The sequence below is a fragment of the uncultured Acidovorax sp. genome (assembly GCF_964021665.1).
GTDB classification, from domain to species: domain Bacteria; phylum Pseudomonadota; class Gammaproteobacteria; order Burkholderiales; family Burkholderiaceae_C; genus Acidovorax; species Acidovorax temperans.
Map to the genome: position 1 here is coordinate 1 of NZ_CAXIAK010000113.1, position 9,641 is coordinate 9,641.

General features: G+C 57.0%; 9 protein-coding genes and 5 tRNA genes. 10 read left to right on the forward strand and 4 right to left on the reverse strand.

The genetic code is table 11. From position 1 onward, the window contains the following. Nucleotides 1-94 precede the first annotated feature (94 nt). The 4 genes from argG to AADJ04_RS16490 all read right to left on the reverse strand — a co-directional run bounded on the left by argG (nucleotide 95) and on the right by AADJ04_RS16490 (nucleotide 3,110). Nucleotides 95-1,432 carry an argininosuccinate synthase gene (argG, locus tag AADJ04_RS16475; protein ID WP_067513225.1) on the reverse strand — a complete coding sequence of 446 codons (1,338 nt, stop codon included), beginning with the start codon at nucleotides 1,430-1,432 and terminating at the stop codon, nucleotides 95-97. Nucleotides 1,433-1,459: 27 nt separating this feature from the next. Continuing rightward, nucleotides 1,460-1,777, reverse strand: a complete 318-nt coding sequence (locus AADJ04_RS16480) for a pyrimidine/purine nucleoside phosphorylase (RefSeq protein ID WP_066692272.1) — start codon at nucleotides 1,775-1,777, stop codon at nucleotides 1,460-1,462. 147 nt (nucleotides 1,778-1,924) lie between these two features. Then, nucleotides 1,925-2,581 (reverse strand): glycine zipper 2TM domain-containing protein, encoded by a 657-nt coding sequence (locus tag AADJ04_RS16485; RefSeq protein ID WP_066693128.1) that lies wholly within the window; start codon nucleotides 2,579-2,581, stop codon nucleotides 1,925-1,927. Between the two features lie 154 nt (nucleotides 2,582-2,735). Next, complete coding sequence (locus AADJ04_RS16490; protein WP_312781853.1) at nucleotides 2,736-3,110, reverse strand: arsenate reductase; 375 nt, start codon at nucleotides 3,108-3,110, stop codon at nucleotides 2,736-2,738. A 47-nt stretch (nucleotides 3,111-3,157) separates the two neighbouring features. Between AADJ04_RS16490 and folC the strand changes: the two genes are divergently transcribed. From folC to AADJ04_RS16540, 10 genes are all read left to right on the forward strand, one after another. Next, nucleotides 3,158-4,483: a bifunctional tetrahydrofolate synthase/dihydrofolate synthase gene (gene folC / locus AADJ04_RS16495; RefSeq protein ID WP_341240277.1), complete on the forward strand. Its 1,326-nt coding sequence runs from the start codon at nucleotides 3,158-3,160 to the stop codon at nucleotides 4,481-4,483. Between the two features lie 23 nt (nucleotides 4,484-4,506). Next, the gene (locus AADJ04_RS16500; protein ID WP_341240278.1) at nucleotides 4,507-5,331 is read left to right on the forward strand and encodes an SPOR domain-containing protein; all 825 of its coding nucleotides are present in this window, start codon (nucleotides 4,507-4,509) and stop codon (nucleotides 5,329-5,331) included. A gap of 24 nt (nucleotides 5,332-5,355) precedes the next feature. After that, nucleotides 5,356-5,850, forward strand: a complete 495-nt coding sequence (locus AADJ04_RS16505) for a CvpA family protein (protein ID WP_341240279.1) — start codon at nucleotides 5,356-5,358, stop codon at nucleotides 5,848-5,850. 72 nt (nucleotides 5,851-5,922) lie between these two features. After that, nucleotides 5,923-7,428: an amidophosphoribosyltransferase gene (gene purF, locus AADJ04_RS16510; RefSeq protein ID WP_341240280.1), complete on the forward strand. Its 1,506-nt coding sequence runs from the start codon at nucleotides 5,923-5,925 to the stop codon at nucleotides 7,426-7,428. A gap of 96 nt (nucleotides 7,429-7,524) precedes the next feature. Beyond that, nucleotides 7,525-8,937 carry a glutamate--tRNA ligase gene (gltX, locus tag AADJ04_RS16515; protein WP_341240281.1) on the forward strand — a complete coding sequence of 471 codons (1,413 nt, stop codon included), beginning with the start codon at nucleotides 7,525-7,527 and terminating at the stop codon, nucleotides 8,935-8,937. Between the two features lie 62 nt (nucleotides 8,938-8,999). Continuing rightward, nucleotides 9,000-9,075, forward strand: a tRNA-Ala gene (locus tag AADJ04_RS16520). A gap of 24 nt (nucleotides 9,076-9,099) precedes the next feature. After that, a tRNA-Glu gene (locus AADJ04_RS16525) sits at nucleotides 9,100-9,175 on the forward strand. Nucleotides 9,176-9,225: 50 nt separating this feature from the next. After that, nucleotides 9,226-9,302: transfer RNA gene (locus AADJ04_RS16530), tRNA-Asp, on the forward strand. A 59-nt stretch (nucleotides 9,303-9,361) separates the two neighbouring features. Beyond that, a tRNA-Ala gene (locus tag AADJ04_RS16535) sits at nucleotides 9,362-9,437 on the forward strand. A 24-nt stretch (nucleotides 9,438-9,461) separates the two neighbouring features. Beyond that, nucleotides 9,462-9,537 (forward strand) — tRNA-Glu (locus AADJ04_RS16540). Nucleotides 9,538-9,641: the final 104 nt, after the last annotated feature.

Below are 9,641 nucleotides of genomic sequence, written 5' to 3' on the forward strand. Positions count from 1 at the left end.
CTTCCAAATTCCCAACGAAAAAAATGCCAGTCAGCTCTTAACTGACTGGCATTGGGCCCTGAGGACGGCTTTAGGCAGCAATAAGGCCTAGCTTTTAATCTTTGCTGGCGGTCAGGGTGAGCAAATCGTTTTGCGATCCTGGCAGCAGCAAGCCGGCACGTGAGTAAACCCCGAGCTTGCCGCGGGTGTCGGAAATGTCAAGATTACGCATCGTCAGTTGACCGATGCGGTCCAACGGAGAAAACGGAGCATCTTCCACCTTCTCCATCGACAGGCGTTCTGGCGCGTAGGTCAGGTTGGGGCTCTCGGTGTTGAGCAGTGAGTAATCGTTACCTCTGCGCAGTTCGAGCGTGACCGTACCCGTGATTGCTCGTGCAACCCAGCGCTGGGCTGTTTCGCGCAGCATGATGGCTTGTGGGTCGAACCAGCGGCCTTGGTAGAGCAGGCGCCCCAGTTTCAGGCCGTTCATGCGGTACTGCTCGATCGTGTCTTCGTTGTGGATGCCCGTGACCAGGCGTTCGTAGGCGATGTGCAACAAGGCCAAGCCTGGAGCTTCGTAAATTCCACGGCTCTTGGCTTCAATGATGCGGTTCTCGATCTGATCGCTCATGCCCAGTCCATGGCGGCCGCCGATGCGGTTGGCTTCGAGGATCAGTTCCACGGGATCAGAGAACTCGACACCGTTCAGCGCGACAGGCTGACCTTCTTCAAAACGCACGGAAACTTCCTCGCGCTTGACTTCAACCTCGTCCTTCCAGAAAGCGACACCCATGATGGGGTTCACAATGCGAATGCCGCTATTGAGGAATTCCAGATCCTTGGCTTCATGCGTGGCCCCCAGCATGTTGCTGTCGGTGCTGTAGGCTTTTTCGGCGCTCATCTTGTAACCAAAGCCTGCCTTGGTCATGAATGCAGACATTTCAGCACGGCCGCCGAGTTCATCGATGAACAACTGATCCAGCCAGGGCTTGTAAATACGCAGCGATGGGTTGGTCAAGAGGCCGTAGCGGTAGAAACGCTCAATGTCGTTGCCCTTGAAGGTGGAGCCGTCGCCCCAGATGTTGACATCATCTTCCTTCATGGCCGCCACCAGCATGGTGCCTGTCACCGCACGACCCAGTGGGGTCGTGTTGAAGTAGGTGAGTCCGCCGGTAGAGATATGGAAGGCGCCTGCTTGCAGAGCCGCAATGCCTTCATGGGCCAATTGCAAGCGGCAATCGATCAGGCGTGCCTGCTCGGCGCCGTACTCCATGGCTTTGCGGGGAATGGCTTCGTAATCGGGCTCGTCGGGCTGCCCCAGGTTGGCTGTATAGGCGTAAGGTACTGCGCCTTTGAGCTTCATCCAGTGCAGGGCTGCACTGGTGTCCAGACCTCCAGAGAAAGCGATACCGACTTTTTGACCAACCGGAAGGTGTTGAAGAATGGTTGCCATGTGAGGAATCAGGTTCGATGAGAGGGGTTAGGCGAAGTGGCAGATGTAGTGATATGACTCGGTCACCCGAATGTCGAATTTCGAGTTGCCAGGAATGCTGAATTTTTCGCCGGGAGTGGATTTCACCCAGTTATCCGTGCCATCCAGCTTGTATTCGCACGAGCCCGCAACACATTCCATGATTTCTGGTGCGCCTGTATTGAAAGTCAGGGTCGAAGGCAAGATTACGCCCACGGACTTCTTCGTGCCATCTGCAAGCGTAATGCCGTGGCTCACGCATTTACCGTCAAAGTACACATTGGCTTGGGTGTTGACGGTCACACCGTCGAGAGTTTGGGTGGTCATGGTCGTGAGCAAGTGAGGACAACTTTCGATTTTAGGGCAGTCAATCCATGTAACGACGGTTGATGCGACGCTGAGGTGTGAAAGGTGTCTGCCGAATGAGAAAAGCCCCACAAAGGGGGCTCTTCTATGTTGACGGCTATGGGCTACTCAACGCCAGTAGGGGTTGCCGTGGTGATGGTAGGGGCGGCGGCCATCCGTGTAGTTGTATTCAATCACTGTCACGGGCGGGGTAATGTAGGCCGCAGGAGCCGGGTAGGTCGATGTGACCACGCCAGGTTGCGCGTAGGTGTTTCCTGATCCATAGACGCCATAGTTGCTTGGCTGCGTTGAATAACTTTGCCCTACCTGTGGCTGGACGGTGACAGGAATCCATTGGCCTGGGTCGTACTGGGTGCGAGTGGTGTATTGGCGACCTGCGTATTCATACACCACGTTGTAGCCCACCGTACGATTTTCAAAATACGTTTCGGTCGTGCAGCGCTGCACGGTTTCGTACTGGGGGCGGCCGCTTCCTTCAATCTGGTTGCCTAGGACTGCTCCGCCAATCACGCCCAATGCGGTAGCTGCAACTCTCCCATTTCCCTTGCCAATGGCGTTGCCGGCTGCGCCGCCTGCAATGGCTCCCATGACCGCTCCTGCGCCCGAATTACGCGAACCGCTGTAAACCGTCTCGTTGCCGCACACTTGCTGGGGAACGCCCACCTGCTGAACGATAGGGGTGGCGGAGAGTACGCGTCCTTGTTCCTGAGCCCATACGGCAGTGGAGCAAAGCGCTACTGCGGTGAGGATGACTGTCTTTCTCATGGGAAAACTCCTGTCTTGACGGCTTTACAACGCGCGACATCAGAAAGACGTTGAGCGTTTTGCCGCAGTTTTCAGAAAAGAAGTGTGAAGTTGGGTAAATCAAGCCCAAATCCGCACTTTTCGAAGCACATCCTGTATGAGCTAGGGCTGTGCTCTATGAGTCGCAGTGCTGCATCCAGGTCACGGGGGAAAAACCAACCGTCAACGTGGATGCTTCCCCAGAACTCCACGCCACGACGGGTCGCTTGATCAGGCTGGTGTGCTCTTGCATCAGTCGGAGCGCACTTTCGAAGTTGCTTGCGGTTTCTTGCTGAGTAGGAGTCAATGCGCGCCAGGTAGTTCCTTTTCGATTGAGTACCTGGTCCACACCCAGCGTTTCACACCAGGCCCGCAATTGCTCTAGCGAGATGCCTTGTTTTTTGAAGTCGTGGAACACGTATTCCAAAGACCTCTCGGAAAGCCAGGCCCTGGCTTTTTTGACAGTGTCGCAATTGGGAATCCCGTACAGGGTAATTTGGGGTTGTTTCATGGGCGAAATGATGCCTGATCTGCTGCCTCGGCGACAATCGGAGGTCTATGCACACCACACCCCACACATTGGAAGGCTGGCTCCGTCATTGCGAGCAGATTCACCCGGTCGGCATCGATATGGGCTTGGAGCGTGTCCGAGAGGTTGCGCACCGAATGGCGTTGAAGTTCAACTGTCCAGTCATCACTGTGGCTGGAACCAATGGAAAAGGGTCAACCTGCGCAATGCTGGAAGCGGTTGCGCTACAGGCGGGGTATCGCACCGGCGTGTACACATCGCCCCATCTTGTGCACTTCCAAGAGCGTTGCAGGGTTCATGGCGAGATTGTCAGTCCTGCGGACCTTCTTCCTCACTTCGAGGCTGTGGAGAAAGCGCGCACCCAAGGGGGGGACGAAGTCTCTCTGACCTATTTCGAATTCACGACCTTGGCAATCCTGCGGTTGATGAGCCATTCGTTGCTCGATGTTGCTATTCTTGAAGTAGGTTTGGGGGGGCGGCTGGACGCCACCAATGTCATCGATGCGGATTGCGCCATCATCACCAGCATCGACATTGACCATGTGGAGTTTCTTGGGCCGGACCGTGAGTCTATTGGCCGTGAGAAGGCCGGCATCATGCGCACGGGGCGTCCCGCGATCGTGAGTGATCCGATGGCGCCCCAAAGCGTTGTCGACCACGCCCGTGAAATTGGGGCAGACCTGTGGCGCGTAGGTCATGATTTCAATGTTGGTGGCGACAAGCAGCAATGGAACTGGGCTGGAAGAGGCCGTCGCTATGCTGGTTTGGCGTACCCGGCGCTGCGCGGTGCCAATCAGTTGGTCAATGCAGCGGGTGTCTTGGCGGCATTTGAAGCGTTGCGAGACAAATTGCCCGTAACCGCACAGGCCGTGCGAAACGGTATGGCCATGGTCGATTTGCCCGGGCGTTTCCAAATCGTGCCCGGCCAGCCAACCTTGGTGCTGGATGTTGCCCACAACCCGCACTCTGTGGCTGCGCTCACGGCCAATTTGGACGCCATGGGCTACTACCCGGTCACCCACGCGGTGTTTGGCGCGATGGCTGATAAAGACTTGGGGCCTATGCTTGGGAAGATTGGCCCCTTGGTGGATCGCTGGTATTTCACCAGTTTGCCTACCCCCAGGGCGTTGTCAGGGGCCGAGCTTCAGCAGAAATGGAATGCCGTGCACATGGTCGCGGGAGGCCGAAAGGATGTGAGTTCCAGCGTTTATCCGGATCCCTTGGTCGCGCTAAAGGCCGCAGTAGAGGCTGCAGACCCGGCTGATAGAATCGTGGTCTTTGGCTCGTTTTACACGGTGGGCGGGGTTCTTGTGAATGGAATCCCTCGCCTGAATGCCAAACATCTGGGCGCTTAAGGTCCACACGAGTCGTACTCTCCATGGCATTTTTCAAGTTTCGGTGGCCCGGTCAGGGCGCTTCTGCCGAAGAACCGGCGAAACGCTCCCGCTCTCCGCAAGCGGAAAGCATCGAGGTCATGCGGCGCCGCGCACGGCATCGCCTGATGGGGGCTGCCGTACTGGTTTTGTTGGGCGTGGTGGGGTTCCCCATGTTGTTCGACACTCAGCCGCGCCCCATCCCCGTGGACGTGCCTATCGAAATTCCTGATCGCAACAAGGCTGCACCACTGATGGTGCCTGCAAATGCTGGCGATGCAGATGCGACCAAGTCCGTCGTTGCTAGTTCTGATCGTTCGGGGCAGCAGAGCCGCACCGGTACTGAGCGTTTGACTGCTAGTTCCACTTTGGCGGATGGCGAGGAGTTGGTGTCCTCCAGCTCCAGTGGCAGTAACCGAGCGGCGGTCAAGCCGAATCCTGGCTCGACTGCCGGGGCTGCTGCCAGTGCCGGCACCAAGGCGCCCGAGACAAAAAGCCCTTCAGCCAACTCGCCCAAGGCGGTAGCGCGGACTGACGACGCGGCTACAAAACAGCACCCGGCGGATGTACGAAAGCCTGCAGTGCCCGAGCGCTTCGATGATGAGCGATTCATCGTTCAAGTTGGAGCTTTCGCCGATGCAGACAAGGCCAGAGAGGTGCGTGTCAAGCTGGAGCGCGCAGGACTGAAAACCTACACCCAGGTGGTGGATTCCAAGGAAGGAAAAAGGACACGGGTGCGCGTAGGTCCCTACAGCAGCCGAGCTGAAGCTGACAAGGCGGCCGCACGCATCAAGGGGCTGGATTTGTCGGCGTCCATTTTGACGCTTTGATTCAAGCGCTGCCTTGAGTGATTGATGCACGCACTTGACTGGATCTTCTTGGTGGTTTTGGGAGCCTCCTTGCTGATCGGCGCATGGCGCGGGTTGATCTTTGAGTTGTTTTCTCTTGCCGGGTGGGTTGCTGCATTTTTTGCCGCCCAGTGGTTTGCAGCTGACGTCGGTCAGCGCCTGACCGTTGCAGGGGGCGAAGGGGCGCTCAGTTATGCCGCAGGATTTGCGGTGGTATTCGTGATCGCAGTTTTTGTTTTTGGCTTGGTGGCTTGGCTTGCCAAGAAAATGATCGAAGCAATCGGCCTGCGCCCTGCGGATCGCAGTATGGGGGCGCTGTTTGGGCTGGTCCGCGGTGGCGTATTGTTGTTGGTGGTTGCTGTGATCGTGGGACTCACGCCGCTGCGCGATAACGCGTGGTGGAAAGAGTCCCTGGGTGCTTATGTGTTGACCCAGGTGCTGGAGTCTTTGAGGCCCGCGCTGCCACAAGAATTCGGAAGTCTTCTTCCTTCGTGGGAATAAGCGACTGCCCTTTGCGGTCGCTTGTGAAATTGGCTTAGTGCAGAAGTTACTGCAATTGGATGGGAACAAACTATGTGTGGAATCGTTGGTGTTGTCAGTGCTGCGCCAGTCAATCAGCTGATTTATGACGCGTTGCTGTTGTTGCAGCATCGTGGCCAGGATGCCGCAGGTATCGTTACCCAGCAAGGCCGCAAGTTTTTCATGCACAAGGCCAAAGGGATGGTGCGTGATGTGTTTCGCACCCGCAATATGCGGGCGCTGCCGGGCAATGTGGGGCTGGGCCAGGTGCGTTACCGCACAGCGGGCAATGCGTACAGCGAAGAAGAAGCGCAGCCTTTTTACGTCAATGCCCCATTCGGTATCGTGATGGTGCACAACGGGAACCTGACCAACGCGCATTCTTTGCGTGCGGAGTTGTTCCAAACAGATCACCGGCACACCAACACTGAGAGCGATTCGGAGGTTTTGCTCAATGTTTTCGCACACGAATTGGAGCGTGCGACGCGTGGTGTACCGCTGCAGCCTGATGATGTCTTCACGGCGGTGCGTGCCGTGCACCGGCGGATCAAGGGTTCCTATGCCGTGATCGCATTGATTGCCGGCCACGGTTTGCTGGCATTTCGCGATCCGCACGGGATTCGTCCGTTGGCGATGGGCCGCAGCCAAGACGGCACCGTGATGGTGGGCAGTGAATCCGTCGCGCTGGAGGGAACGTCCCACGCATTCGAACGCGATATTCAGCCCGGAGAAGCGGTGTTCATCACGCTGGACGGCACCGTGCATTCCCGCCAATGCGCGGAGGCGCCTCAACTCAACCCATGCATTTTCGAGTTTGTGTATCTGGCACGTCCCGACTCTGTGCTGGACGGTATTTCGGTCTATCAAGCACGCTTGAACTTGGGTGAGGCCCTTGCCAAACGCGTGGTGTCTACGGTGCCACCCAACGAAATCGACGTGATCATTCCGATCCCCGAATCCAGCCGTCCCAGCGCCACTCAGTTGGCGCATCTGTTGGGTATTCCTTACCGCGAAGGTTTTGTGAAAAACCGCTACGTGGGCCGCACGTTCATCATGCCAGGGCAGGGCGTGCGTAAAAAGTCGGTTCGTCAGAAGCTCAATGTGATTGCCAGCGAATTCAAAGGCCGAAATGTGTTGCTGGTGGATGATTCCATCGTTCGAGGCACCACTTCCCGCGAAATCGTGCAGATGGCTCGTGATGCAGGTGCTCGCAAGGTTTATCTTGCCAGTGCAGCGCCGCCCGTGCGCTACCCGAACGTCTACGGTATTGACATGCCTACCAGCAAAGAGCTGGTAGCCCATGGCCGTACCGTTGAAGAAGTGCGCGAAGCGATTGGATGCGATGCACTGATTTACCAAGACGTGGAAGCCATGAAGCGGGCTGTAGGCTCGCTCAACAGTGCGATCTCCGGGTTTGATGCTTCCCCCTTTGACGGTGTTTACGTGACAGGAGACATTACCGCAGAAGGTATTGCTCGACTGAATGAAGGCCGTGTGGGAACCGAGGAGAACGAAGAAGATACGTCTCGCCTTGCGCTTCCAAACGCCCAGGAGGCCTGACTGCTGACTGGCCGATCAGGCACCACTTCGCTTTGATCCCGCAAAACCAATGAACCAGCAGCGCCGTGAAGTGCGGCGTTGTGCATTCCACTTGCTATGACCGATAACACCTCTGCACGCGTTCGCACGCGCTTTGCCCCTTCACCTACCGGCTTCATCCATCTCGGAAACATTCGCTCTGCACTGTATCCCTGGGCATTTGCGCGGGCTACGGGCGGTGATTTCATCTTGCGCATCGAAGACACGGATGTGGAGCGTTCCAGCCAAGCTGCGGTGGATGTGATCCTGGAAGGCATGCAGTGGTTGGGGATGCAGCCGGACGAGGGGCCGTTCTACCAAATGCAGCGCATGGATCGTTACAAGGCTGTGCTGGCGCAGATGCAGGAAAAGGGTCAGGTGTACCCTTGCTACATGAGCGTTGCAGAACTCGATGCCCTGCGGGAGCGTCAGATGGCTGCCAAGGAAAAGCCCCGTTATGACGGCACCTGGCGACCAGAAGAGGGCAAAACCTTGCCACCCGTGCCTGAAGGTGTTCAGCCAGTCCTGCGTTTCCGCAACCCCAAAGACGGCGTGGTGGCATGGGATGACAAGGTCAAGGGCCGCATTGAAATCCGCAACGATGAACTCGATGATCTGGTGATTGCCCGCCCGGATGGGACACCCACGTACAACTTCTGCGTGGTGGTGGACGATATCGACATGGCCATCACCCATGTCATTCGTGGGGACGATCACGTCAACAACACGCCTCGGCAGATCAACATCTTCCGTGCGCTGGGCGTAGAGCCTCCTGTATACGCACACTTGCCGACAGTTCTGAACGAACAGGGCGAGAAGATGAGCAAGCGCAACGGCGCCAAGCCCGTGACGCAGTATCGCGACGAAGGCTATTTGCCGGAGGCCATGATCAATTACTTGGCACGTTTGGGCTGGAGCCACGGTGATGACGAGATCTTCAGCCGCGAGCAGTTCCTGCAGTGGTTCAACCTGGATCATCTTGGCCGTAGCGCTGCGCAGTTTGACGAAGCCAAACTGCGGTGGGTGAATGCCCAGCACATCAAGTTGATGGCGGCTGACGCCTTGGCTGCTTCGGTGGCAGAGCAACTGGTGCAGCGCGGTGTGGAGCGGGCAGCCCTGGAGGACGGCCGACGCACGCGCATTTGCGGTTTGCTCAAAGATCGATGCGACACCACGGTGGCGTTGGCGGATTGGGCGTATGTCTTCTACGGCGACGTGCAGCCCCAGGCTGCCGAGTTGGCCCAGCATGTGACGCCCGCCGTGGCTCCGGCGCTCGGCGCGCTGAGTGAAGCTTTGGCTTCTTGTGCATGGGACAAAGCGTCCATCAGTGCTGCTTTTAAAACCGTCTTGGCTGCGCACAGTCTCAAGATGCCTCAGTTGGCCATGCCTGTGCGCGTGTTGACGGTGGGAACCGCCCATACGCCGTCAGTGGATGCGGTGCTGGAACTGGTAGGACGCGAAAAAGTTCTCTCGCGTTTGCAGAACCGCTAAAAATCTGTATATAATTCAAGGCTGTGATGACGACGACGTGAAATACAGTTGGCGTCAAAATTGGGGGTATAGCTCAGTTGGGAGAGCGCTTGCATGGCATGCAAGAGGTCATCGGTTCGATTCCGTTTACCTCCACCACAGGTTAGTAAGTTCCAAGGTTTTGACCCTATCGTCTAGAGGCCTAGGACATCACCCTTTCACGGTGAGTACCGGGGTTCGAATCCCCGTAGGGTCGCCAAGTTGTAGCGCTTGGCTTGTGTCTGAGATGCAAGCGAAAGCTATCTGCCAGGAGTGGTAGTTCAGTTGGTTAGAATACCGGCCTGTCACGCCGGGGGTCGCGGGTTCGAGTCCCGTCCACTCCGCCAAATCAAGAAGCTTGTGGTTCGCCGCACGCTCTTGCTCTGAAGAAATTCAGAGTTCAGTGGGGGGTATAGCTCAGCTGGGAGAGCGCTTGCATGGCATGCAAGAGGTCATCGGTTCGATCCCGTTTACCTCCACCACAGGTTAGTAAGTTCCAAGGTTTTGACCCTATCGTCTAGAGGCCTAGGACATCACCCTTTCACGGTGAGTACCGGGGTTCGAATCCCCGTAGGGTCGCCAAGTTGTAGCGCTTGGCTTGTGTCTGAGATGCAAGCGAAAGCTATCTGCCAGGAGTGGTAGTTCAGTTGGTTAGAATACCGGCCTGTCACGCCGGGGGTCGCGGG

What these genes read in the sequence shown, in the direction of transcription:
- argG (WP_067513225.1), bottom strand. Translation starts at nt 1,432, where the DNA reads ATGGCAACCATTCTTCAACACCTTCCGGTTGGTCAAAAAGTCGGTATC.
- AADJ04_RS16480 (WP_066692272.1), bottom strand. Translation starts at nt 1,777, where the DNA reads ATGACCACCCAAACTCTCGACGGTGTGACCGTCAACACCCAAGCCAAT.
- AADJ04_RS16485 (WP_066693128.1), bottom strand. Translation starts at nt 2,581, where the DNA reads ATGAGAAAGACAGTCATCCTCACCGCAGTAGCGCTTTGCTCCACTGCC.
- AADJ04_RS16490 (WP_312781853.1), bottom strand. Translation starts at nt 3,110, where the DNA reads ATGAAACAACCCCAAATTACCCTGTACGGGATTCCCAATTGCGACACT.
- folC (WP_341240277.1), top strand. Translation starts at nt 3,158, where the DNA reads ATGCACACCACACCCCACACATTGGAAGGCTGGCTCCGTCATTGCGAG.
- AADJ04_RS16500 (WP_341240278.1), top strand. Translation starts at nt 4,507, where the DNA reads ATGGCATTTTTCAAGTTTCGGTGGCCCGGTCAGGGCGCTTCTGCCGAA.
- AADJ04_RS16505 (WP_341240279.1), top strand. Translation starts at nt 5,356, where the DNA reads ATGCACGCACTTGACTGGATCTTCTTGGTGGTTTTGGGAGCCTCCTTG.
- purF (WP_341240280.1), top strand. Translation starts at nt 5,923, where the DNA reads ATGTGTGGAATCGTTGGTGTTGTCAGTGCTGCGCCAGTCAATCAGCTG.
- gltX (WP_341240281.1), top strand. Translation starts at nt 7,525, where the DNA reads ATGACCGATAACACCTCTGCACGCGTTCGCACGCGCTTTGCCCCTTCA.